At 72.3% G+C, this 21,353-nt stretch carries 21 protein-coding genes; 10 read left to right on the top strand and 11 right to left on the bottom strand.

What is annotated here, in order from left to right; genetic code table 11:
• Positions 1 to 228: 228 nt before the first annotated feature.
• Both AB0G14_RS28735 and AB0G14_RS28730 read right to left on the bottom strand, forming a co-directional pair.
• Complete coding sequence (locus AB0G14_RS28735) at positions 229 to 1,494, bottom strand: MFS transporter (protein WP_357702683.1); 1,266 nt, start codon at positions 1,492 to 1,494, stop codon at positions 229 to 231.
• 135 nt (positions 1,495 to 1,629) lie between these two features.
• Entirely contained in the window at positions 1,630 to 2,403 is a 774-nt protein-coding gene (locus tag AB0G14_RS28730; protein WP_357702681.1) for a nucleotidyltransferase domain-containing protein, read from the bottom strand.
• 188 nt (positions 2,404 to 2,591) lie between these two features.
• Here AB0G14_RS28730 and AB0G14_RS28725 point away from each other — a divergent pair, with 188 nt between their 5' ends.
• A complete protein-coding gene (locus AB0G14_RS28725; protein ID WP_357702679.1) occupies positions 2,592 to 3,086 on the top strand; it encodes a hypothetical protein in 495 nt (164 codons plus the stop codon).
• A gap of 111 nt (positions 3,087 to 3,197) precedes the next feature.
• On the opposite strand, the gene AB0G14_RS28720 is transcribed toward AB0G14_RS28725, so the two are convergent.
• Positions 3,198 to 4,025 (bottom strand): DUF72 domain-containing protein, encoded by an 828-nt coding sequence (locus AB0G14_RS28720; RefSeq protein WP_357702705.1) that lies wholly within the window; start codon positions 4,023 to 4,025, stop codon positions 3,198 to 3,200.
• 219 nt (positions 4,026 to 4,244) lie between these two features.
• On the bottom strand, positions 4,245 to 5,327 hold the full coding sequence (locus AB0G14_RS28715; RefSeq protein WP_357702677.1) for a putative sulfate exporter family transporter: 1,083 nt from the start codon (positions 5,325 to 5,327) through the stop codon (positions 4,245 to 4,247).
• 116 nt (positions 5,328 to 5,443) lie between these two features.
• Between AB0G14_RS28715 and AB0G14_RS28710 the strand changes: the two genes are divergently transcribed.
• Complete coding sequence (locus AB0G14_RS28710; protein ID WP_357702675.1) at positions 5,444 to 6,358, top strand: LysR family transcriptional regulator; 915 nt, start codon at positions 5,444 to 5,446, stop codon at positions 6,356 to 6,358.
• Between the two features lie 123 nt (positions 6,359 to 6,481).
• Here the strand turns inward: AB0G14_RS28710 and katG are convergent, their stop codons facing one another.
• The 4 genes from katG to AB0G14_RS28690 all read right to left on the bottom strand — a co-directional run bounded on the left by katG (position 6,482) and on the right by AB0G14_RS28690 (position 11,340).
• Positions 6,482 to 8,758, bottom strand: a complete 2,277-nt coding sequence (katG, locus tag AB0G14_RS28705; RefSeq protein WP_357702673.1) for a catalase/peroxidase HPI — start codon at positions 8,756 to 8,758, stop codon at positions 6,482 to 6,484.
• Positions 8,759 to 8,781: 23 nt separating this feature from the next.
• Positions 8,782 to 9,210 (bottom strand): Fur family transcriptional regulator, encoded by a 429-nt coding sequence (locus AB0G14_RS28700; protein WP_357702671.1) that lies wholly within the window; start codon positions 9,208 to 9,210, stop codon positions 8,782 to 8,784.
• Between the two features lie 250 nt (positions 9,211 to 9,460).
• A complete protein-coding gene (gene prfH, locus AB0G14_RS28695; protein ID WP_357702669.1) occupies positions 9,461 to 10,150 on the bottom strand; it encodes a peptide chain release factor H in 690 nt (229 codons plus the stop codon).
• A complete protein-coding gene (locus tag AB0G14_RS28690; RefSeq protein WP_357702667.1) occupies positions 10,147 to 11,340 on the bottom strand; it encodes an RNA ligase RtcB family protein in 1,194 nt (397 codons plus the stop codon). The genes prfH and AB0G14_RS28690 overlap by 4 nt, the downstream gene beginning before the upstream one ends.
• A gap of 226 nt (positions 11,341 to 11,566) precedes the next feature.
• On the opposite strand from AB0G14_RS28690, the gene AB0G14_RS28685 reads away from it, so the two are divergent.
• The 7 genes from AB0G14_RS28685 to AB0G14_RS28655 all read left to right on the top strand — a co-directional run bounded on the left by AB0G14_RS28685 (position 11,567) and on the right by AB0G14_RS28655 (position 16,945).
• Positions 11,567 to 12,547: a DUF2804 domain-containing protein gene (locus AB0G14_RS28685; RefSeq protein ID WP_357702665.1), complete on the top strand. Its 981-nt coding sequence runs from the start codon at positions 11,567 to 11,569 to the stop codon at positions 12,545 to 12,547.
• A 157-nt stretch (positions 12,548 to 12,704) separates the two neighbouring features.
• Positions 12,705 to 13,790 carry a hypothetical protein gene (locus tag AB0G14_RS28680; protein ID WP_357702663.1) on the top strand — a complete coding sequence of 362 codons (1,086 nt, stop codon included), beginning with the start codon at positions 12,705 to 12,707 and terminating at the stop codon, positions 13,788 to 13,790.
• A gap of 139 nt (positions 13,791 to 13,929) precedes the next feature.
• On the top strand, positions 13,930 to 14,259 hold the full coding sequence (locus AB0G14_RS28675) for a PadR family transcriptional regulator (protein WP_357702703.1): 330 nt from the start codon (positions 13,930 to 13,932) through the stop codon (positions 14,257 to 14,259).
• A gap of 77 nt (positions 14,260 to 14,336) precedes the next feature.
• Complete coding sequence (locus tag AB0G14_RS28670; protein WP_357702661.1) at positions 14,337 to 15,317, top strand: hypothetical protein; 981 nt, start codon at positions 14,337 to 14,339, stop codon at positions 15,315 to 15,317.
• Between the two features lie 60 nt (positions 15,318 to 15,377).
• Positions 15,378 to 15,566 (top strand): hypothetical protein, encoded by a 189-nt coding sequence (locus tag AB0G14_RS28665; RefSeq protein WP_357702659.1) that lies wholly within the window; start codon positions 15,378 to 15,380, stop codon positions 15,564 to 15,566.
• Positions 15,567 to 15,742: 176 nt separating this feature from the next.
• Positions 15,743 to 16,576, top strand: a complete 834-nt coding sequence (locus AB0G14_RS28660) for a MerR family transcriptional regulator (protein ID WP_357702657.1) — start codon at positions 15,743 to 15,745, stop codon at positions 16,574 to 16,576.
• A 219-nt stretch (positions 16,577 to 16,795) separates the two neighbouring features.
• Positions 16,796 to 16,945: a hypothetical protein gene (locus AB0G14_RS28655; RefSeq protein ID WP_357702655.1), complete on the top strand. Its 150-nt coding sequence runs from the start codon at positions 16,796 to 16,798 to the stop codon at positions 16,943 to 16,945.
• A 64-nt stretch (positions 16,946 to 17,009) separates the two neighbouring features.
• Here AB0G14_RS28655 and AB0G14_RS28650 read toward each other — a convergent pair whose 3' ends face one another.
• From AB0G14_RS28650 to AB0G14_RS28640, 3 genes are all read right to left on the bottom strand, one after another.
• The gene (locus tag AB0G14_RS28650) at positions 17,010 to 18,329 is read right to left on the bottom strand and encodes a cytochrome P450 (RefSeq protein WP_357702653.1); all 1,320 of its coding nucleotides are present in this window, start codon (positions 18,327 to 18,329) and stop codon (positions 17,010 to 17,012) included.
• A complete protein-coding gene (locus AB0G14_RS28645) occupies positions 18,326 to 19,111 on the bottom strand; it encodes an alpha/beta hydrolase (protein WP_357702651.1) in 786 nt (261 codons plus the stop codon). The genes AB0G14_RS28650 and AB0G14_RS28645 overlap by 4 nt, the downstream gene beginning before the upstream one ends.
• Before the next feature lie 139 nt (positions 19,112 to 19,250).
• Positions 19,251 to 20,528: an MFS transporter gene (locus AB0G14_RS28640; protein WP_357702649.1), complete on the bottom strand. Its 1,278-nt coding sequence runs from the start codon at positions 20,526 to 20,528 to the stop codon at positions 19,251 to 19,253.
• Between the two features lie 52 nt (positions 20,529 to 20,580).
• Between AB0G14_RS28640 and AB0G14_RS28635 the strand changes: the two genes are divergently transcribed.
• The gene (locus AB0G14_RS28635; protein ID WP_357702647.1) at positions 20,581 to 21,111 is read left to right on the top strand and encodes an adenylate kinase; all 531 of its coding nucleotides are present in this window, start codon (positions 20,581 to 20,583) and stop codon (positions 21,109 to 21,111) included.
• Positions 21,112 to 21,353: the final 242 nt, after the last annotated feature.

The raw sequence follows: 21,353 nt of genomic DNA, 5'->3' as shown, positions 1-21,353 counted from the left end.
GTCAGCGCCACGGGTGGCGGCGGCGATCCACGCCGAGCGTGTCGACTAGGTGTCGGTAGGCGGCGCGCAGCGGCTGCACGCCCACCCTCGGGAAGGCGTACACGGTGCACGGCTGGTCGCTGGCGGCGAGCCAGCGGGCCAGCGCGCGTTCCGGGAAGTAGTCGTCCGGACCGGCGGTGTCCGGGGTGACGGCGGCGACGTTCTCCGCCTGCCAGGCACCGGGCCTCCTCAGGCGATCGTGGCGGGAGCGTCCGGGGCCGCCGGGGCAGGATCGGCGTACGCGGCGGCGACCGTGGCCCGGTCGAAGACCCGCCAGGTCACCGCGATGACCGCCAGGGCCACCACGAGCCCCACCCAGTACGGCGCGGTCAGCCCGAACCGGGCGGCGACCACCCCGCCGAGCAGCGCGCCGAGGCAGTTGCCGCCGGCGGCGATGAACAGCGTCGTGCTGCCCACCCGGCCCTGCAGGGCGGACGGGGTCAACCGCTGACGCAGCGAGTTGGCCACCATGTTCCACAACGCGCCGTGCACCCCGAATGCGAACAGCGCCACCCCGACGACCACCGCGCTGCGGGACGCGGCCAGCGCCAGGTGCAGCCCCGCCTCGATCAGCAGGCCGATCCGGATGGTCCATGTCGCGGTGACCGTGGCGACGAGCCGGTCCCCGACGACCGAGCCGAGCAGCCCACCGACCGCGAGGCAGGTGAAGAGGGCGCCGTACCCGACCGAACCGAGGCCCAGCCGTTGCGTGGCGAGCAGCACCAGCACCGCGAGGGCCGCGGTGAGGGTGAGGTTGAGCAGCCCGATCAGCAGGGTCATGGTGCGCAGCAGCCGGTGGGAGAGTAACCAGCGGAAGCCCTCGGCGACCTCCGCGCGCACCGAGCGGCGTCCGCCCGTCTCCGACGTTCCGCGGTACGACCCGGCCATCAGGCCCACGAGGAGGGCGCTGAGGGCGTACGTGCCGGCGTTGACGCCGAACGGGATGGCGGCCGCCACCACGAAGAGGAACCCGCCGAGCGGCCCGGCGACCATGTTGTGCATGACTGTGGTGCCCGCGCCCAGCCAGCCGTTGGCCCGTTCCAGCCGCGACCGCGGAACCACCGCCGGCAACACCGCCTGGGCGGCCGTGCGGAACACCACCTCACCGGCGTTCACGACGAACAGCACCGCGTACAGCAGCGCCACCCCGGCCCGACCGGTGACGATCGCGGCGGCCAGCACCGCCAGGGCGGCGACCCGTACCCAGTCGACGGCGATCATCAGCCGGCGCCGGTCGACCCGGTCCGCGAGGACCCCGCCGGGCAGCGAGAACAGCAACCACGGCAGCCACGCCACCGCGGCGCCTGCCGACACGACCAACGGGTCGTCGGTCTGCGACGCCACGTACAGCGGAGCCGCCACCGTCGCCATCCCGCTGCCCAGCGCCGACGTGGTGCTGGCCGCCAAGAGCCGGGCGAAGCGCCCGCCGAGTCGTTCGCCCCCGATTGCCGTCACGGCGAGCGAACCTACCAGCGGCTGCCGGTTCTCTCCGACCGGATTAGGGGGCCGGATCCTGCGCGGCGGCTGGCCGTCGGGCGTCTGGGCGGCTGGCCGCCGTGCAGGCGTTCGCGGCGCACGCGGACACCCCGGTCATCCGAAGCGGCGCCACGCGTCGTCGGCCACCGCGTCGACGCTGCGGCCCGCCGAGGCCAGGTCCGCTGCGGTGAACTGTTCCGGCTCACCCGCACGCCGGCGAACCGCTCGTCGCGCGAGATCGGCGTACGCGGGGAACAGTTCCGCGAGGTACTCGGCGGCGGCCGTCTTCGAGATGACGTCCTGGTGGGCCAGCGTGTGGTGCAGTCGTGCGGGGCCGAGCACGAACCAGCTGACGGTGTCGGCGTCCACGACCTGACCGGGTGGCACGTCGGCCAACGCGGCCGGGATCGTCGCCGCCGTCGCCTTCCAGTACTCCCGCAGGTTGTCGAGGTTGTACCGGCGCAGTTGCTCCTGGTCGGCCCGTATCCTCAGGTCCGCGACGGCCGGTCCACGCACCGGGATGCCGTATCGCTGCAACGTCAACCACAGCACCGGAGTGAGCTCGCCGCACGGCCGGTCGGGCGTAAACCGGCCGTTCACCACGAACGGCACGATCCGGTTGTCGATCGGCCAGACCTGCGCCAAGGCCGGCTCGAGATAGACGCCGTCCAGACGGGGCGACCCCGGCATCTCGCTGTGGATCCTCGCGAGCTGGGTCAGATCGCCACCGGTGGCCGGCCGCGACGTGAGGATCACCGTGTCCACGTCACTGGCGTGCGGCTGCCAGGCGCCGAGCGCAGCGGAGCCGACGACGTAGAGGCCCCGCACATAGCCCGGCAGGTCCTGATCGACCTTCGCCAGGTAGACCCGCGTCAGGTCCTGGATCATGCCGGCGACCGTAGCAGTGCCGCACGGAACTCGATCGCCTCGGCGTACCTCCGCTTCGGCCGGAGCCGGGGATGCGACAGAACGCTGGGCCTGGCACGGCCGGTTCAATACCGTCCGTCGTATTGGGCGGCGGTTACCTGGCGCCGGACACCCGATGCGGCTGTCGCCCCCTGAGGGGATGGATGACCATGACCGAGCCGTTCTCGCGCGCCGAGCGGTGGGTGCGCATCGAAGACCTGGTGAGGCAGGGCGAGATGCTCAGCCAACCCGACCTGGTGGTGCGGCAGGACAACGGTGGGGGCGACATAGCGCCGGCCGATGCGCCCGGCCCCAAGGCGATAAGGGTCGACGGATACCTCAAGATCGTGCAGAGCAACGGTTACATCGCCCACGTCACGCTGCACCAGGACGGGCAGCAGGTGTGGGGCACCGCGAACCACTCGGGAAACGTCCGGTGCGACAACGTCACGGGCACCGTCGTGGGCGAGCAGCTCTCGATGACCATCGCGTGGAACAACGGCACCCGAGGCATCTACACCAGCCGTCTCCACCTGGAGGACGGGCCCTTCACGACCTTCGGCCAGGGAATCATGCGGGGCGACACGTACGACGAGCTTCACCCGGACGTGCGCGCCACCTGGGAGGTCCACGATCGGGTGTTCACCCGCCTGGACCACATGTAGTCGGCCCCTCCGCGCCACTCGGCGCCGTCGGGTCGTCGCCATGCCCGGCGCGGGCGACCCGGCACGCGCCGTTGCCGTGGTCCCGCTGTCGCCCGACCAGCCCACCTCGGCTCAGAACAGCGTCGACGGTCCGACCGGGATCGGCTCGGGCAGCGGTTCGACCTCCGGCAGGCGCGCCCGGATCTCGTCGTGGAACCTGCGGGCGAGGTCGGGCGCGTCGGCGTTGTCCGGGGTGTGCACGAACATGGTCGGGGAGCGGCCCTCGCGCAGCCAGCCGGTCACGACGTCGAGCCACGGTTGCCAGCCCTCGACCGTCCGGGCGGGGTCGTCCCGGCCGAGGTACCGGACGATCGGCCGGTCGGTCAGCGCGCGGGTGCGCAGCGGCGTACGTGGCTTCCTGGTCCACGCCTCCCGTTCCGCGTCGCTGGTCGGCGGCTGGCGGAAGAACGCGGTGGTGTCGAACGGGACCCACTCCGCGCCAACCGTGACGAGCGTGTCCTCCAGGATCCGCGCCGCCCGCGGGTCGTCGAAGAACGCGGGGTGGCGGACCTCCACGGCGTACCGGTGGGTGGTGGGCAGCCCCCGCAGGAAGCGGGCGAGCGCCGGCACGTCGGCGGGAGCGAACGAGCCGGGCAACTGGACCCAGAGGGCGTGGGCCCGTGGGCCGAGGGGTTCGATCGCGTTCAGGAAGACCCGGAGTTCCTCGTCGGCGCCGGTGAGCCGGCGTTCGTGCGTGACCGTCTTGGGCAGCTTGAGCACGAACCGGAAGTCGGGGTCGGTCTGCCGCGCCCACGACGCCACCGTCTCCCGGGCCGGGGTCGCGTAGAAGGTGGTGTTCCCCTCGACCGCGGTGCACCAGCCGGCGTACGCGCGCAGCCGCTCGTGGGCCGGCAGCGGATGCGCCAGGAAGCGTCCCTGCCAGGACTTGTGCGTCCACATCGCGCACCCCACGTGCAGGCGCATCCGATCCTCCCACCGCTCGACGGCCCGCGCGGGGCAGGCCCGCGCCCGGGTACGGTATCCGGCCGTGCGACCCGGCTCCGCGCACACCCGCCGGCTCGGCCTTCGGCTCGCGCCCGACGTCGGGCCGTCCGCCCCTCGCGTGTTCCCCGACCCGCCGTCGGCCGCCCCAGGGCAGCGGCATGGGGGTGTCGGCCGTCAGTGGTCGAGGAGTCGCACGCCGACGTAGGCGGCGGCGGCCACCAGGACCCAGCTCGCCAGTCCCAGTGCCAGGGTGCGGCCGCCGGTGCGCCGGAGGGTCGGCAGGTGGATGCCGGTGCCGAGCCCGAACAGCGCGGCGACGAGGAGCACGTGCTGCACGTGACGCGCGGCGTCCGCCAGCGGGTCCGGGACCAGTGGGGTGCTGGCGAGGCCGACCGCGACCAGGAAACCGACGACGAACAGCGGCACCGCGGGTGGCCGGCGGCCCGACCCGCCCGGTGCCCCTCCCGCGGCGCGGCGCGCGGTGACGGCCACCGCGGCCACGAGAGGCGCGAGGAGCGCGACCCGCGCCAGCTTCACCGTGACGGCGGTGGTGAGCGCACCGGGCACCTGGTTGGCGGTGGCCACCGTCTGCCCGACGTCGTGGACGCTGGCGCCGACCCATTCGCCGAACGCGACCGGGTCCAGGGCCAGCGGGCCGCGCAGCAGCGGCAGCAGGGCGATCGCGAGGGTGCCGCACAGTGTGACCAGCGCCACCGCGGCGGGGACGTCGTCGTCCTCGGTGTCCGTCACCTTCTCCATCGCCGCGATCGCGGAGGCGCCGCAGATGGAGAAGCCGGTGGCGACCAGCAGCGAGCGGGCGCGGGACACGCCGAGCAGTCGTCCGAGCAGCCGGGTGCCGGCGAAGGTGATCGCGACGGTGCCCACCACCACGGCGAGGCCGGGGACGCCGATCTGCGCCAGGTCGCCGAGGCTCAGTTGCAGGCCGAGGAGCACCACCGCGAGCCGCAGCAGGGGTCCGGAGGCCAGCCGGGTGCCGGCACGAAACACCGGGCGGTGCACGCCGAGATTGACCACGACCATCCCGAGCGCCACGGCGACCGTCGACGTGGGCACGGCCGGCAGCATGCGCGTGACGGCGAACGCCACCGCGGTGGCCGCGGCGACCAGGAGCAGTCCGGGGACGGCGGCCGGCAGCCGGCGCGGTTCCGGCCCGGGTGGATGCGCTCGATCGTTCCCGCACCGGCGCCCAGCGCCGCGTGTCGTGAGGGTGGGTCTGCTCGGGTCTTCGTCGACCACCGTGCCTCCCGAAAAGTGAGATCTCGTTGACAGTGCAGCAGCGATGGCCGGGCCGGTAGGTGGCTCAGTGTGATGGGCTCATCAGGGCGGCTGATGGGTCGGCGTAGTGTCTGGGCGTGGAGTTGTCGCGGGTGCCGGACCTGGACGCGCTCGAGCTGTTGCTGCTGGTGGATGCCACCGGAAGCCTCGGCCGGGCGGCACAGGCACGGGGAATCGGGCAGCCGGCCGTCACGGCCCGGGTCCGCACCATGGAGCGACTCGTCGGTTTTCCCCTGGTCGAGCGAGGCCCTCGTGGATCCACGCTCACGCCCGAGGGGCGGCTGGTGGCTGACTGGGCACGCGACGTGCTGCAGGCGGCTGCGACACTCGACGCCGGCATCCGCTCGTTGCGCGCGGAGCGGGACGTACGGCTGCGGGTCGCGGCGAGTCTCACCGTGGCGGAGCACCTGTTGCCGACGTGGCTCGTCCGGCTCGCCGCGCAGCGGCCGCAGACCGCCGTCAGCCTGCACGCGATGAACTCCACCGACGTCGCGCGGGCGGTCGGCGACGGCACGGCGGACCTCGGCTTCGTGGAGGGGCCGCGCGTGCCCACCGGGCTGGACTCGCGCATCGTCGCCCGCGACGAACTCACCGTCGTGACGCATCCCCGCCACCCGTGGGCGCGGCGGCGCCGGCCGGTCGACGCCGCCGAACTCGCCGCGACCCGACTGGTGCAGCGGGAGCCCACCTCCGGCACCCGGCATGCCCTGGAAACAGCCCTGCACAGCCACGCGCCGCTCGCTCCACCACTGCTGGAGCTGTCCACCACGAGCGCGATGCGAGCGGCGGTCGCCGCCGGCGCCGGCCCCGCCGTCCTGAGCAACCTGGCCATCGACGACGAGGTGGCCGCCGGACGTCTCGTCCGGGTCCCGGTGGCCGGCGTGGATCTCAGCCGGCCGCTCCGCGCGGTCTGGCCGGCCGGTCAGCGACCTACCGGACCGGCCCGGGACCTGCTCGCCATCGCGGCTCGACGCGGTCGAGGGCCCGGCTGATCCGGCGGCGCACTCCGTCCCGACGGAGCAGGGCCGGGCGCATCGCCGACGCGGGGCCTCGGCCGGGCGCCCGCGGGACGGTGAGGGCCCAGGTCACGTCCTCGGTGACCCGGGCCCTCAGCATCAGGCGATGTCGTACCGGTCCAGGTTCATGACCTTGACCCACGCCGCGACGAAGTCGGCCACGAACTTGTCGTGCGCGTCCTGGCTGGCGTAGACCTCCGCGAGCGCCCGTAGCTGGGAGTTGGAGCCAAAGATGAGGTCAACCGCGGTGGCGGTCCACTTCACCTTATCGGTGGCCAGGTCCCGGATCTCGTACACGTGCTCGTCGGACTCCGACGCCTTCCATCGGGTGCCCGGGGAGAGCAGGTTGGTGAAGAAGTCGTTGGTGAGCACGCCGGGCTGGTCGGTGAGGACGCCATGCTGCGTGCCGCCGACGTTGGCCCCGAGAGAGCGCAGGCCGCCGATGAGGACGGTCATCTCGGGCGCGGTCAGGTTGAGCATGTAGGCACGGTCGAGGAGCAGTACCTCCGGCTGGGTCTTCTCGCCGGGGCGCAGGTAGTTGCGGAACCCGTCGGCGCGCGGCTCGAGGACCCGGAAGGACTCGACATCGGTCTGCTCGGCAGTGGCGTCGGTGCGGCCCGGGTGAAACGGCACGGTCACCTCGACGCCGGCGTCGCGCGCCGCCTTCTCGACGGCGGCCGAGCCGGCCAGCACGATGAGGTCCGCGAGCGAGATCTTCGCGCCGCCGGCCTCGTTGAACTCGCGCTGGATGCCCTCGAGGGTCTCGAGGACCGTCGCGAGCTGCTCGGGCTGGTTGACCGCCCAGCTGCGCTGCGGCTCGAGACGGATCCGTGCGCCGTTGGCGCCGCCGCGCTTGTCGGTGGACCGGAAGCTGGCGGCTGAGGCCCAGGCGGTGGAGACCAGCTGGGCGGTCGTGAGGCCGGACTCCAGGACCTTCGCCTTGAGGGCGGCGACGTCGGCGTCACCCACGAGCTCGTGGTCGACGGCCGGCACCGGATCCTGCCACAGCTGCGCCTCGGGGACCCACGGTCCGAGGAATCGGCTGACCGGACCCATGTCGCGGTGCAGCAGCTTGTACCAGGCCTTGGCGAACGCCAGCGCGAACTCGTCGGGGTTCTCCAGGAAGCGGCGCGAGATCTTCTCGTACGTCGGGTCGACGCGCAGCGACAGGTCGGTGGTGAGCATCGTCGGCTTGTGTTTCTTCGACGGGTCGTGGGCGTCCGGGATGATCGCCTCGGCGTCCTTGGCGACCCACTGCTTCGCGCCGCCCGGGCTCGTGGTGAGTTCCCACTCGTAGCCGAAGAGGATCTCGAAGAAGCGGTTGCTCCACTGCGTCGGCCGGTCGGTCCACGTCACCTCGAGACCGCTGGTGATCGTGTCCGCGCCCTTGCCGCTGCCGTAGGTGCTCAGCCAGCCCAGGCCCTGCGCCTCCAGCGGGGCGGCCTCGGGCTCGGGACCCACGTGGTCGTCGGCGACGCCGGCGCCGTGGGTCTTGCCGAAGGTGTGGCCACCGGCGATGAGGGCGACGGTCTCCTCGTCGTTCATCGCCATCCGGGCGAAGGTCTCCCGGATGAAATGCGCCGCCGCAGCCGGATCCGCGTTGCCGCGGGGGCCCTCCGGGTTGACGTAGATGAGCCCCATCTCGGTCGCCCCCACGCCGGCCGCCATCTCCTTCTCGGAGACGTAGCGTTCGTCGCCGAGCCAGGCGTCCTCCGGACCCCAGAAGATCTCCTCGGGCTCCCAGACGTCCTCCCGACCGAAGCCGAATCCGAAGGTCTTGAAGCCCATCGACTCCAGGGCGACGTTGCCGGCGAGCACGAGCAGGTCGGCCCACGAGATCTTCTGGCCGTACTTCTGCTTGACCGGCCACAGCAGCCGGCGGGCCTTGTCGAGGTTGGCGTTGTCCGGCCAGCTGTTGAGCGGAGCGAACCGCTGACCACCGTCGCCGGCGCCACCGCGACCGTCGTGGATGCGGTAGGTGCCCGCGGCGTGCCAACTCATCCGGATCATCAGGCCGCCGTAGTGGCCGAAGTCGGCCGGCCACCAGTCCTGCGAGGTGGTGAGGACCTTGATGACGTCCTGCTTGAGGGCCTCGACGTCGAGCTTGGCGAACTCCTTGGCGTAGCTGAAGCTCTCGCCCAACGGGTTGCCCTTGGACGAGTGGGCACGCAACACCGAGAGGTCGAGCTGGTTGGGCCACCAGTCCCGGTTGGTGCGCGGACGACCTCCGGTCTTCGGGGCCGGCGAGTCGATCGCCGGGTTCTCGCTCTCACTTCCGTGCGCGGTCACGGAGTCGTGCGCGACCGGGCAGCCGGCCGCCGCCTTCTTGTCCACGCCCTGCGCGCTGGAGGGGCCGTTGTCCTGGTTGTCGCTCATCTGCTTCCTTCCGAACTGGCGAATCACTGGGCGGTGCGTTCGGTCGCACAGTCGGGGCAGGTGCCCCAGTAGACGACCTCCGCCTCGTCGACTGTGAAGCCGTGGTCGTCGGAGGCGGTGAGACAGGGAGCGTGGCCGACAGCGCAGTCGACGTCGGCGATCGCGCCGCAGGAGCGGCACACGACATGGTGGTGGTTGTCCCCCACCCGGGACTCGTACCGGGCGGTCGCACCGGCAGGCTGGATGCGCCGCACCAGACCGGCGTCGGTGAGCGCGCGCAGCACGTCGTACACCGCCTGATGGGAGACCGTGGGCTGATCCGCCCGCACCAGGGCGATCACCGTGTCGGTGTCGACGTGCGGATGGTCGCGCAGCGCTGCGAGCACCGCCATCCGGGGCCGCGTCACGCGCAACGAGACCGCCCGCAGCTGAGTCTCGAAGTCGGACGTCATGTGATGAACATAGTCCATTCTTTTGGAATGAATCTAGTTTTGCTCGGCTCAACCCGCACACCTTTGACGCAGACCTGGTCGCCCAGCTGATGGAGCAGGCCTGGGTGGCCGGCTTGCAGCTGACCGGCGGTGGCGGGCTGCTGCAGCAGCTCACGAAGCGGATCCTGGGATCAGCGTTCGAGGGTGAGATTCCCGACCACTGTGCCATGACAAGGGCGACCCGGCAGGAAGAACAGCGGCGGTGGCACTACTAGCGGGGCGAGCGTGGCCCGGTGGACCGTCCCCGTCGCTGGTGTGCCCGCTGCGGTGGGTCCGTGTCCTGTCCCGACGGGCTCGGGCGTTCGACGCGGGTGGGGTTGCCGCGGACGAGTTCGTCGTGGATGCGCCAGCGGGCGGTGGTGGCGGCGCTTCGCACTGTCTCGTCGCCGTGCTCGACGCGTTGTCGCAGCAGTTGGACGGCGATGCGGCGGTTGAGGCTGAACTGCCGCTCGGTGTCGACCACGACGACGAGGCCCGTGGGGCGGTGGGTCGCCCGTACCGCCGTGCTCGCCTTGTTCCGGTGCTGACCGCCGGGGCCGCCGGTACGGCAGGCGACGATCTCGACGTCCGCCTCCGCGAACGTCGTGGTCGGCGTGTCGACCTGGCACGGTCGGGCGGTGACGTACCAGTTCTTCCGGCCGGCGCTCGCCCGGTAGGGGCTGGGCGCCTGCCAGCACAGGGTCCCGGTCCACGAGGCGGCGAACGCGTCGGCGCCGGCACCGGAGATCCGGATCAGCGCCGACCGGTAGGTGTCGGGCCGGTCACCGGGCACGATCTGCACCCGCTGGGTCGTCAGACCGTGCCGGGTGGCGTCGGCCTCCAGGCGACGCAGCAGCCGGGCCAGCGCCCAGGCGCACTCCTGCGGGCCGCGCCCGGCGGAGACGAGCAGGTGGACGCTCATGGCCGGCCTCGCTTGCGGCGGTTGTCCCGGCGGTCCGGTCGGGAGGTGGGCCCGACATCGGGCGTCTTGTAGGTGACCAGGGGGACCGTGGTGGCCACGGGAGTGGCCAGGCCGTGGTCGACGAGGTCGCTGACGACCTGCTCGATGCGCTTGTAGGCCGTCGGGGCCTCCTCGAAGAGCAACTGGCGGTCGCCGCACACCACCAGCGACCCGACCGGGGTGCGGCGCAGTTCCTCGACGGTGTGCTTGGCCCGGCCCCGGCGCAGGGCGTCGGCGCGGGACATCTTGCGACCCGCGCCGTGCGCCACCGAATGGTTGGCCTCCGGGCCGGCGTGGCCGGCGACGAGGTAGGAGGGGGTGCCTCGCGTACCGGCGATGAGCACGTCGCGGCCGTCACCCGGCGCCGCGCCCTTGCGGTGCAGGTAGATCCCGTCGCGGACCTCGACCAGGTTGTGGCACTGGTCGACGATCGGCTCGGTGGGCTCGGCCCCCAGCGCGTGGGCGACCCGGGCGGCCAGCAGCCGCCGGTTGAGCGATCCCCAGCGCACGGCGTCGTCGTGCATGGCCAGGTAGGCGGCGGCGTCAGGGGCGGGCCCCGCGCCGTGGACCTCGGTGTGCGCCCGCAGGATCCGCTCGCCCAGCCCCCGGGAACCGCTGTGGACGATGAGCACGAGGTCGCCGGCGGTGAGCCCGAGACGGCTCGCGTGGCCCGGCTCGAGGACGGTGTCGATCCGCGACAGCTCGACGAAGTGGTTACCCCGGCCGACCGTGCCGAGGCCCTCGACGTGGCCGGCGGGAACGTCCTCCTCCACGACGGCCCAGGCCGGGTCGTCGGCGTCCTGCTCGGGGTCCAGCGCGCGGTCGAGGTCGGGGAACCGGGCGGCGAGCCGCTCGGGTACGGGGCGCTTGAGCCTGATGGGAAACACGGCGATGCCGCAACCGATGTCGGAGCCCACCAGGAACGGGTACAGCACGGTCGACGTCATGGCGGCGCCGATCGGGGCGCCCTTGCCCGGGTGCAGGTCCGGCATGGCGGCGACGTGGATCATGCCGTCGAGGGCGGCCACCTGCTGGCACTGCGCCAGGGCGTCGGACTCGATCCAGCTCGTGGGGGAGGCGAAGACGGTGACGGTGGCAGGGGCAGGGTTGGGCTGCGGCAGGGATTCCCGCCGCGAACGGTGTGGAGACAAAGACGCTCGCTTTTCGCTGAAAGGGGACGGGCGGACGGCGCGACGGCACCGTTCGGCGCCGTGGGGCCTGGGAGCAACGGGGGTGCTGTCCGTCAGAACGTCATGGGTCCCACCATCCCCGAGCGCGGCGTGGGCGGCAAGCGACTTTCGGCGGCGCGGGCGGTGCTTCGATGGACGTCATGCCCGACCGCCGACCGGGCCGCCGGCCGACCGGTACCCTGCCCCGATGACGCGCGAGCGGGAGATCACCGAACCGGTCGACCTGTGTCTGCCCGACGGGCGGCTCAACCCGGCGGCGGTCGGCTGGAGCCGCAGACCGCTGCACCGGGCCAACCTGCGCGGCTGGGGACGGACCAAGCGGTGGGAGTACTGGGGAATCGTCACCCCCACGCACATCGTCGGCCTCGTCGCGTCGTCGCTGGACTACGCGGGCGTGCACAGCGTCTACGTCCTCGACCGCCGCACCGGCGTCGAGACCACCAAGGAGGCGGTGGTCCCGTTCGCCCGCCGCGCGCTGTTCCCGACGGCCAGCGGCGCAGGCCGGGTACGCGCCGCCGCCGGCGGCCTGTCGATCGACATCGACCAGCGCCCGGACGGCAGCACGATCCGCGCCACCACGCCCGGCGTCCAGGTCGACCTGGAGGCGCCGCTGCCCGCGGAACACGAATCGCTCGGCGTCGTGGTGCCGTGGGACACCCGCCGGTTCCAGTACACCGTCAAGGACCTCGGCCGGCCCGTGCGCGGCACCCTCCGGGTGGGCGACACGGCGTACCCGGTCAGCGCGAAGGACTCGTTCGCCGTGCTCGACCACGGCCGTGGCAGATGGCCGTACGCCATCCGGTGGAACTGGGCGGCGGGCAGCGGTCCCGGCCGATCCATCCAGCTGGGCGCCAGATGGACCGACGGCACCGGCTCCACCGAGAACGCCCTCTTCGTCGACGGGCGGCTGCACAAGATCAGCGCCGACCTGACCTGGCGCTACGACCGCACCGACTGGCTACGGCCCTGGCGGATCACCGGCGACCGGGTGAACGTGGAGTTCCACCCGTTCCACGAGCGGGTCGCCCGCACCAACCTCGGCGTGCTGGCCAACGAGACCCACCAGTGTTTCGGGCACTTCACTGGCTGGGCGCAGACCGACGACGGCGAGCGCACGGACCTCGACGGCCTCGTCGGCTGGGCGGAGGAAGCACGCAACCGCTGGTAGTCCGACACGGACCGGTGCCGGTGGGCCCGTCGGTCCGTCACCCCGCCCGGTCCCGACCGGTCCGGCCGTTCGCCCGCCGGCTCGTTTGCCCGTCGGCCCGGCGCGTGGCGAGCCACTGTCGGCCGGACGGCGTGCGGCAATGAGAGGATTGCCGGTGATGCGACGCAGTAAGGGAACCGCGCGGAGGTTGCCGCGCGCGGCGGGAGCGGCCGTCATCCTCGCCGTCCTGCTGGTGCCGGGCGCCGCGGTGGCGAACCCGTCGCCCGCCCCGGTCCGGGGGACGCCGCTGTGCGAGGTGCGTGACGACCGGCTGACCGAGATCTCCGGCCTGGCCGCCACGGACGACGGGTACGTCGTGGTCAACGACGGCGCGGACGACGAGGCCCGCCGCCGGATCTTCTTCCTCGATCATGAGTGCGCCGTCAAGCGGACGGTGCCGTATCCGTCGCGGCCCCGCGACACCGAGGATCTCGCCGTCGGCGCGGACGGCACGGTCTGGGTGGCGGACATCGGCGACAACGACCGTTCTCGGCAGACGGTCGCGGTGTGGAAGCTGCCGCCGGGCGCCGACCGTCCGGTGCTGTACCGCATGGTGTATCCGGACGGCCCGCACGACGCCGAGGCCGTGCTCGTGACCGGCGACGGCCGGCCGGTGATCGTGACCAAGTACTCGGCCAACCTGTACGCCCCGAGCGGCCCACTGCGACCGGGCACGACCGTGCCACTGGCGAAGGTGGGACAGGTCCGGTTGCCGGCCTCCACGACGAGCAACCCGTTCTCGGTGCTCGGCCGGACAGCGGTCACCGGCGCCGCCACCGCGGCCGACGGGCACAGGGTAGTGCTGCGCACCTATGCCGACGCGTACGAGTTCGACGTCGCCGACGGCGACGTGGTCACCGCGCTGACCAGCGGGACCCCACGGATCACCCCGCTACCCGACGAGCCGCAGGGCGAGTCGATCACCTACAGCCGCGACGGGCGCTCCCTGCTCACCGTGTCCGAAACCGCGGGCCGGCCGCCGGGAACAAGGGCCGACCTCCTCCGCTACTCCCTGGCCGCGGCCGACCCGTCGACAGCGCCGGTTGCCACCCCCGCGCCGACCGCGCGCGCCGCAGACGACGACCGGGCGGAACACACCGACAACGTGGCCACGTCCATCGTGGCGGCCGGAGTGCTCGGGCTGGGTCTGGTCGTCGTGGCATGGGTTGTGGTGGCCCGTTCCCGGCGGGGCGGGTCGCGCTAACCGTCCTGGCCCGGTCGGATGAGGCGGCGGATGCCGGACCTCACCCGGCGTTCGACGGCCGCGTCAGCACCCCTCCAGATATCTCCGTCTGGACGCATATCCTGTCTCCCGATATATTGTGGCTATGGCGACTCGACCGATGACCGAGGCGGCGTTCTTCGTCCTGACAGCGCTGGCCGGTGGGCCCTGCCACGGCTACGGCATCGTCAACGAGGTGAAGGAGTTGTCGCGGGGGCGGGTGCACCTGAGGGTGGGCACGCTCTACGGCGTGCTCGACCGGCTCGTCACCGACGGCCTGGTGGAACTGGACCGCGAGGAGGTGCAGCAGGGCCGGCTCCGGCGGTACTACCGGCTGACCAACTCCGGCGGGCGAGCGTTGGCGGAGGAAGCTGACCGCCAAGCCGCCAATGCCCGTGCGGCCGCTGAAAGGCTCGGTGCGTGGCGGCCCGCCGCCGGCGGTGCGGCATGACGAGCTGTCTGGAGCAGCGGTACCGCCGGCTGCTGACGCTTCTGCCAGCCTCCTATCGCCGGAGGTGGGAAGACGACATGGTCCGCACCTTCCTGGAGTGCGTCGGTGCTGAGGAAGACACCGAGGACGCCGCGTACCTCCGGGACCACGGCCGGCCGGACAGATACGAAGTCCTCAGCGTCCTGGCGCTTGCTACGCGGCTTCGGCTCGGCGGTGTCGGCGCCGAGCCGAGGTCGCGGCTCCGGGGCGACGCGATCCGTGCGGTGGCGCTGCTCGGCCTGCTCTTTCATGCCGTCACGGCGGCGATGGAGATCGGCGTCATGCCCTGGCTCGCCGGCGACTTTCCGCCGCTGCCGACGCCGCCCACCGAGCCGGTGTTCGACCTGCCCGGTGAAGCGTGGCGCCTGGCGTTCAATCCCCTTGGTCTGTTCGCGATCGCCGCGTTCGTCGCGCTCGCGGTGAATCAGCCCGGGCCGGCCCGCTGGCTGGCGGCGGTGCCCCTCGTCGCGGACTGGGCCGTCAGGACCTACGAGGCGGTGTCCCTGCCTGGCGGCACGCCCCCCACCACCTGGCTCATCGTGCTCGTCAACACCGGCCTGGTGCTGGCGTTGGTGGCGTTCCACCGGGAGGCTCCGCCCGTGCGCACCCGGACCTGGATCCGTGCCTTCGTCGCCGGTGTCCTCCTGAGCCCCCTGTACGTCATCGGGATGTGGACACTTCCCGTGGAGCAGGAGCTGCGATTCGCCGCACTCGACTGGCCGGGCCTGTGTGCGTTGTCGGTGTCCGCAGCGGGTATCGCCTACCTCGTCCTTCACGCGTCGGCAGTGGCCCGGGCAGCCCACTGGCCGCTGACTCTCCTGTTCCTGGGGCTTGTTGCCCTCGCGCTGCGCGGCGTGTCCGTCGCCGATTACGTCCTGCGGGGCGGCGCATCTGCTGCCGTGACAGCGGTGTGCGCTGCCGAGGCAGTGATCCTGCTGGTGGTGTGCACGCCGCTGGCGATGCTGGCGCAGCGGGCCACCCGTGAGCTCTCCGTGAACCCCGCCGACGCGACGGGATGACGTGATCCAGGCCATCAGATGGCCAGCGACCCATCGAGCTGTGCGAGAGGAGACCCGCTCATGTCGGAGCCTGACACGCCGCGCAGGACGCAGGATCCCGGCGGCGCGGAGAAGTACCGGCGGCTGCCGGCACGCGTGAGCCTTGACCAGGTCGTGACCACCCAGGCCACGACCCCGGCCGGCCTGCTCTGGCTGGCCACCTTGGGCGACAACGGGGGCTGTGGCGGCGGCGACAGCGACGGCGATTGATGCGGGGGCCCCTCACGATCGCACCGGTGGTGCCTGTGCGGGGAGACCGGCCGGAGCCGTCGTTGCGGTAGGTGACGGCGGGGGCGATGGCTGGCGCGACCGGTGCGCCATGCCGGCCGATGATCGGCACCTGCCTGTTTGACCCTGCCCCTGGGGCGGAGGGCAGACTCCTGACCATGCCACGGTGGTTGACGAGCGGTGAGTTTCTGAATCGGTCACGACTGAGCACGAAGGCGTTGCGCCTCTACGAGGAGCGGCAACTGCTGCGCCCGGCGCACGTCGACGCCCGGACCGGCTACCGGTACTACGGCGACGCGGAACTCGACCGGGCTCGCCGCATCACCCTGCTGCGCGCGATCGGCATGCCCGTGGCGGACGTTGCCGAGGTGCTCGGACTTCCCGGCCCGCAGGCGGTCGACAGGGTGGAGGCGTACTGGCGGGACGCCGAGGCCGCGCACCACGCCCGTCGGCCGCTGGTGCGCCACCTGCTGGGTCTCCTCGACGATCGAGCGGCCCCGGGGGTCGCGTCCGGCGTCCGGTATCGCGACGTGCCCACCCAGAAGGTGATCTTCATCCAGCGACACGTGACCGCCGATCGCCTTCCGTTCTTCCTGCCCGAAGCGACGCGCCTGCTGTTCGACCACCTGACCGCCGCCAGCGGCACGCTGTCCGGGCCCGTGTTCGTCGCCTACCACGGCCTGGTCACCGAGGACTCCGACGGGCCGGTCGAGGTGTGTGCCCCGACGGGTGATCCGGTAGAGCCCGAGGGGTCGGTGGGGGTCCGGATCGAGCGAGCCCACCGGCAGGCGTACGTGTCGCTGACGAAGGCGGAGGCGGCCTACCCGGCGATCCTGCGGGCATACGACGCGCTGGATTCGTGGCTCCGAGATCACGACCAGCGGCTGAGTGCGTCCGCGCGGGAGATCTACTACCAGAACTGGGCCACCGCGGCCGACGCTGAACCGTGCGTCGACGTCGCCTTCCCCTGCGAACCGGCACCACCCCGGTAGGCCGCGACCCCTGTGCCGAGGTCACCACCGGCGACCAGCGGGCGGAGCGCCGCGTCGAGTGCGCCCGCGCCGCCGTTCACGCGGCCGTCGGCGACAGCAAGCGCCCGGCCGCCAGGTTCATCGCCAATCGGCGTTCCCATCGGCCGCCGACGTCGTGACGGGCCGTCCGGCCCCGAGCCCGAACGGAGCCTGCTGATGGCCGGCATCACCGTCCGACCCATGACGCCACGGGACGCCGAGCGGATACTGGCGATCTGCCAGGCCGGCCTCGACGTGGGCGACGCCAGCGTCGAAACCGTCGCCCCGACCTGGGCGGCATTCGAGCGCGACGTGGTCCTGCTGGAGCGCCGCAGCCCCGTCATCACCTGAACCGGCCGGTTCCGCCCGCCTGGACCGCACCGCGCGCCGGTGCTTCGGTGGGGCCGGGGCGTGATCAGCGGCGCCGCCAGCGGATCGGCAGGCGCTTGACGCCGCGCTGGAAGTTCGAGCGCAGGTAGTCGGGTGTGCCCGCGTACCTGACGCTGGCGGTGCGGGCAAGCAGTTCCTCGAGCAACGCACGGAGCTGGCACCTGGCCAGGTGCGCGCCGAGGCAGAAGTGCGGTCCGTGACCGAAGACGAGGTGCGGGTTGGGGTGACGGGCGAGGTCGAGCCGGTCGGGCTCGGCGAAGACCCGTTCGTCGCGATTGGCCGACGCGAACGAGACCACCACCTTGTCCCCGGCCCGCACCGGCACCCCGGCGACGGCGGTGTCCACCGTGGCGGTACGCCGGAACACCATCACCGGCGTCCACCAGCGCAGCAGTTCATCGACGGCGGTGTCGAACAGCGCCGGGTCCCGGCGCAGCCGCGCCATCTCCGCCGGATGCTCCAGCAGGGCGATCATCGCGCCGGGCAGGCCGTTGCGGACGGTCTCGTTGCCGGCCACGGCGAACAGCCAGAACATGTTCTCGAACTCGTCCACCGAGAGCCGGTCGTCGCCGTGGTGCGCCAGCAGGATGGACATGACGTCCTGTCCCGGGTTGCGGAGCTTCGACTCGGCCAGCAGGTGCGCGTACGCGTAGAGGTCGGCCATGCCGGCCCTGGTGCGCGGATCCGGCATCCGGCCGTCGGCGTCCGACACCGGCCGGTGTCGGAGTGCCTCGCGGGCCGCAGCGGTGCCGGCCTGCGGATCGAAGGCGGCGGACACGGCGTAGTCCGGATCCTGGAAGCCGATCACCCGGTTCGACCAGTCGTACAGCAGCCAGCGGTCGCGCTCCGGCACTCCGAGCACGTCCGCGAGAGTGAGCAGTGGCAGGTCGGCGGCGAGGTCGCGGACGAAGTCGCAGGTGCCCTCGTCCGCGTCGCCGAGCGCGCGTTCGACGAGCGCCGCCGCGTTCGCGCGGATCGACGCCTCCAGGGCGGCGACCGCGCGCGGGGTGAACGAGCGGGCGACCGGCCGGCGCAGCCGGCCGTGCTCCGGCGGATCCATGTTGAGCATCATCCGCCTCACGTAACCCAGGTCCTCCGGGGTCGCCGGGTCGCGGATCTGGGTGGCGCCGAGCGCGGACGAGAAGAGCCCCGGCTGCCTGAGCACGGCCGTCACGTCGGCGTGCCGGAGCACCAGCCAGAAGCCCGGACCGCCGGGCAGCCCGAGCAGCGGCGGCTCCTCGACCCACACCACCGGGCTGGTCGCGCGCAGCGTGGCGAGCAGGTCATACGGAACGCCGTCGACGTAGGTGCGGGGATCGACCAGGGACGCCGGATCGACGCTCACTGCCCGAGGAAGTCCTCGAGCACCGTGACCAACCGCACCGGGGTCTCGTACATCGCGTAGTGCCCCGCGTTGGCGAGTACCTCCAGCCGGGCATTCGGGTAGTGGCGCATCCAGGTCTCGCGCATCGTGTCGGCGCCCAGCGCCGGGTCGTGCTCGCCGACGACGGCGAGCGCCGGCACCTGGTTGCCCTTCACGTCGTCCGTGAAATCGGTACGCGCCCAAGCGGTGAGGTAGGCGCCGAACGCCTCCCGGGTGGAGTGGTCGAGGGAGAATTGCACCATCTCGTCCAGCCAGCGGCTGGACAGCCGGTTGCCGGTGGTGAGGTCGATGATGGCGCGCCGGTTGCCCGGGTTGGCGGCGGCGCCGTCGAACAGGGCCCAGCCCTGCAGGTCGAAGGGAACACCACCGGCCGGGACCGGGCTGATGCCGACGAGCCGTTCCACCCGCCCCGGCGCGTCGGCGAGCACCCGCTGGGCGGCGCTGCCGCCCATGGAGTGCCCGACCACCGAGAACGTGTCCCAGCCAAGGGAGTCGGCGAGGGCCAGGGCGTCACAGGAGATCTCGGCGATGCTGTGGTCGCCCGCGACCCCGGTGCGCGCGCCGTAGCCCCGGTAGTCCAGGAACGCCCAGGTGAAGCGCTCCGCGTCGATCAGTTCCGGCAGCCAGCCCCAGCCCCGCGCCGACCCGAACCAGCCGTGCAGCGCCAGCACCCTGCGCGGCCCGTGCCCGACGGTGACCGGGCTCGCGTCGGAGTCACCGACGCTGGTGTGGCTGATCGTCATGACGGCGACCCCTTTCGCTGGTTCGGCGCTGCGACCGAAGTGAACAACCTGGAGCCGGCGAGGTGAAGGCTGTCGTCGTGAAGGCGACCGTAGCCCGCCTGTGGATCGGCCGGAAGGGTGGTCGGCGTCCCGCGCCGGGTCAGGTCGCGGCCTGCTGAAGCTCCGGCTCGTGGGCGACCGGTTCGGCGCCCGCTCGGCGGATGGGCGTGAACAGTCCGCCGATCGCGACCAGGAGGCACCCTGTTCCGGCGACGAGAGCCACCGCGGTGACGCCGTACCGGCCGGCGGCCCAGGTCAGCACCGCGGCACCGGCCGGGCCGAGCGAGTAGTGCGTGCTCCAGAAAGCCGACGTGACCCGCCCGAGCAGGTGATCGGGCGTGATCTCCTGGCGCAGCGACATCGAGCAGATTCCACCCACGCTGACGCCGCACAGGTATACCGCGGTCAGCACGGTGACGCCGTGCACGTCTCCGACGACGCCGATGCCGGCGACGGCGAGACCGCACATCGACACCGCGCCGATCCAGGTGACGCCGAAGCCACGCCTGCGGCGTAACGGCGCCGCCAGCAGCGCTCCGGCGATCGTGCCCAGCGCCGCCAGCCCGAGCACCGTGCCGACGGTGCCGTCGGAGCCGCCGAGGTCGTGCTTGACGTGGTAGATGAGCACGTCGGTGAAGCCGTACGTCAGGAAGATGAAGACCGACAGCAGGATGGTCAGCGAGCGGAGCACGGGCTGACGCCAGAGGAACCGGGCGCCGGCCAGGAACTCGGCCAGCCGCTTCTCCCGCCCCACCCCACCGCCGGTCCCTTCCCCCTCGGCGGGCTGCCGGAGCCGGACCAGCCAGAGGCCGGCGGCTGACAGGGCGAAACTGGCCGCGTTGATGGCGATGGCCGCCGTGGGACCGAACCGGGCGGACACCACACCCGCGAGCAGCGGCCCGCCCACGGCCGCCGTCGCGTAGGTCGCCTGCAGCCGCCCGTTGGCTTCGGTGATCCGGTGTCGGTCGACGAGGTTGCGCACCGCGGTCACCGCGGCGACCTGGAACACCATGCCGGCCGCCTCGCAGATCGGCAGGACGACGAAGAGCAGCCAGATCTGTGGGCCGGCGAGCCAGGCCAGGGGAACGAGGGCGTAGAGCACCAGGCGGGCCAGGTCTGCGGCGACCATGAGTGTCCGCCGGTCGTACCGGTCGACCAGGACGCCGCCGAAGACCCCCGCGCCGACGGAGGCGGCGCCGGCCACGGCCGTGAGCAGGCCCATCTGGGCGACCGACCCGGTCGCGTGCAGCACGAGCAGCGGCACCGCGATGTAGGCGAACGAGTCACCGGCGGCGGAGAGCGACTGCGCCGCCCAGTACGCGCCGAAGTTGCGGTCACGCCACAAGGGAGGCTGGGCCGGACCGACGCGTTGGCTCATAACCGGCGAGGATAGTCCTGCCACTGTGGCGCCACCGGCGTACGCTGCCGCGATGAGCGCTCCGTCGCGCATCCTCATCTACGCGGTGTACGGCGCCGGCAAGTCCACCCTGGCGGCGCGGCTGGCCCGGCACCTGGGGTTGCCGTGGTACCCGGTCGACGACCTGCTCTGGGAGCCCGGCTGGGTCGAGGTGCCGGTCGCGCAGCAGCGCAGCCGGATCGAGGCGATCTGCCGACGCGACCGATGGATCCTCGACGGCGCGTACCACGGGTGGCGGGACGTGGTGCTGGCCCGCGCCGACCTGGTCGTCGGCCTGGACTACCCGCGTTGGTGCTCCTTCGGGCGCCTGCTGCGTCGCACCGCCCGCCGGTTGCGGACGGGGGAGGAGATCTGCAACGGCAACCGCGAGTCGCTGGGCAGCGTGCTGTCCCGGGACTCGATCCTGGTGTGGCACCTCACCGCGTTCGGCCGGGCCCGGCGGCGGATGCGGGCCTGGCAGGCCGACCCGAGCGGGCCGCCGGTGCTGCTGTTCCGCTCGCCGGCAGCCCTGGACCGCTGGTTGGCCGGCCTGCCCCGCCGGTGAGACGGCGCAGGCTCGCTTCCCCGGCTCCGTGCTCCTTGCTCCTTGCGCCGCGGCGCACACTGAGCCTTTCCGCGTAACACCCTGAGCACCGTTCGTGACGCCTGAATCGGTTGGCTACGGGCGGGAAACGCCTGTATAGGCATGGCCGAGCGGCAAGAACGCGGAACTCCGATATGAAGTGTTCCTCTCACAGACCACGTCACCCGGAGTCCCGCGCCTGACCATGAGTATCACCTATACCG

The sequence above is a fragment of the Micromonospora sp. NPDC023814 genome, assembly GCF_040639595.1.
In the GTDB taxonomy this organism is placed as follows: Bacteria; Actinomycetota; Actinomycetes; order Mycobacteriales; family Micromonosporaceae; genus Micromonospora.
Note: the sequence above shows the minus strand (reverse complement) of the source record. Positions and strands in the feature narration are given on the sequence as shown.

Bases quoted from the DNA above. Each gene is read 5' to 3' on its own strand.
- AB0G14_RS28725 (WP_357702679.1), top strand. From the start codon at position 2,592: ATGACCGAGCCGTTCTCGCGCGCCGAGCGGTGGGTGCGCATCGAAGAC.
- prfH (WP_357702669.1), bottom strand. From the start codon at position 10,150: ATGAGCGTCCACCTGCTCGTCTCCGCCGGGCGCGGCCCGCAGGAGTGC.
- AB0G14_RS28700 (WP_357702671.1), bottom strand. From the start codon at position 9,210: ATGACGTCCGACTTCGAGACTCAGCTGCGGGCGGTCTCGTTGCGCGTG.
- AB0G14_RS28655 (WP_357702655.1), top strand. From the start codon at position 16,796: ATGACGCCACGGGACGCCGAGCGGATACTGGCGATCTGCCAGGCCGGC.
- AB0G14_RS28660 (WP_357702657.1), top strand. From the start codon at position 15,743: ATGCCACGGTGGTTGACGAGCGGTGAGTTTCTGAATCGGTCACGACTG.
- AB0G14_RS28720 (WP_357702705.1), bottom strand. From the start codon at position 4,025: ATGTGGACGCACAAGTCCTGGCAGGGACGCTTCCTGGCGCATCCGCTG.
- AB0G14_RS28665 (WP_357702659.1), top strand. From the start codon at position 15,378: ATGTCGGAGCCTGACACGCCGCGCAGGACGCAGGATCCCGGCGGCGCG.
- katG (WP_357702673.1), bottom strand. From the start codon at position 8,758: ATGAGCGACAACCAGGACAACGGCCCCTCCAGCGCGCAGGGCGTGGAC.
- AB0G14_RS28675 (WP_357702703.1), top strand. From the start codon at position 13,930: ATGACCGAGGCGGCGTTCTTCGTCCTGACAGCGCTGGCCGGTGGGCCC.
- AB0G14_RS28670 (WP_357702661.1), top strand. From the start codon at position 14,337: ATGGTCCGCACCTTCCTGGAGTGCGTCGGTGCTGAGGAAGACACCGAG.
- AB0G14_RS28685 (WP_357702665.1), top strand. From the start codon at position 11,567: ATGACGCGCGAGCGGGAGATCACCGAACCGGTCGACCTGTGTCTGCCC.
- AB0G14_RS28680 (WP_357702663.1), top strand. From the start codon at position 12,705: ATGCGACGCAGTAAGGGAACCGCGCGGAGGTTGCCGCGCGCGGCGGGA.
- AB0G14_RS28635 (WP_357702647.1), top strand. From the start codon at position 20,581: ATGAGCGCTCCGTCGCGCATCCTCATCTACGCGGTGTACGGCGCCGGC.
- AB0G14_RS28645 (WP_357702651.1), bottom strand. From the start codon at position 19,111: ATGACGATCAGCCACACCAGCGTCGGTGACTCCGACGCGAGCCCGGTC.
- AB0G14_RS28640 (WP_357702649.1), bottom strand. From the start codon at position 20,528: ATGAGCCAACGCGTCGGTCCGGCCCAGCCTCCCTTGTGGCGTGACCGC.
- AB0G14_RS28730 (WP_357702681.1), bottom strand. From the start codon at position 2,403: ATGATCCAGGACCTGACGCGGGTCTACCTGGCGAAGGTCGATCAGGAC.